The sequence below is a fragment of the Paenibacillus sp. BJ-4 genome (genome assembly GCF_020404765.1).
GTDB lineage: Bacteria > Bacillota > Bacilli > Paenibacillales > Paenibacillaceae > Paenibacillus.
In genome coordinates this window covers 1-211 of sequence record NZ_JAIVEM010000158.1, presented here as the reverse complement: position 1 = coordinate 211, position 211 = coordinate 1, and the positions used below count along the sequence as shown (strand labels likewise).

Sequence of the window (211 nt, the reverse complement as noted above, 5' to 3'; positions counted from 1 at the left end):
GCGGATCAGCATGCCGCGGTGAATACGTTCCCGGGTCTTGTACACACCGCCCGTCACACCACGAGAGTTTACAACACCCGAAGTCGGTGGGGTAACCCGCAAGGGAGCCAGCCGCCGAAGGTGGGGTAGATGATTGGGGTGAAGTCGTAACAAGGTAGCCGTATCGGAAGGTGCGGCTGGATCACCTCCTTTCTATGGAGAATCGTTTCCT

General features: G+C 57.8%; 1 rRNA gene. It reads left to right on the top strand.

The window, feature by feature from the left end:
• Positions 1–192 (top strand): 16S ribosomal RNA (locus tag LCF57_RS28360); the annotation flags it as partial.
• Between the last annotated feature and the right edge of the window lie 19 nt (positions 193–211).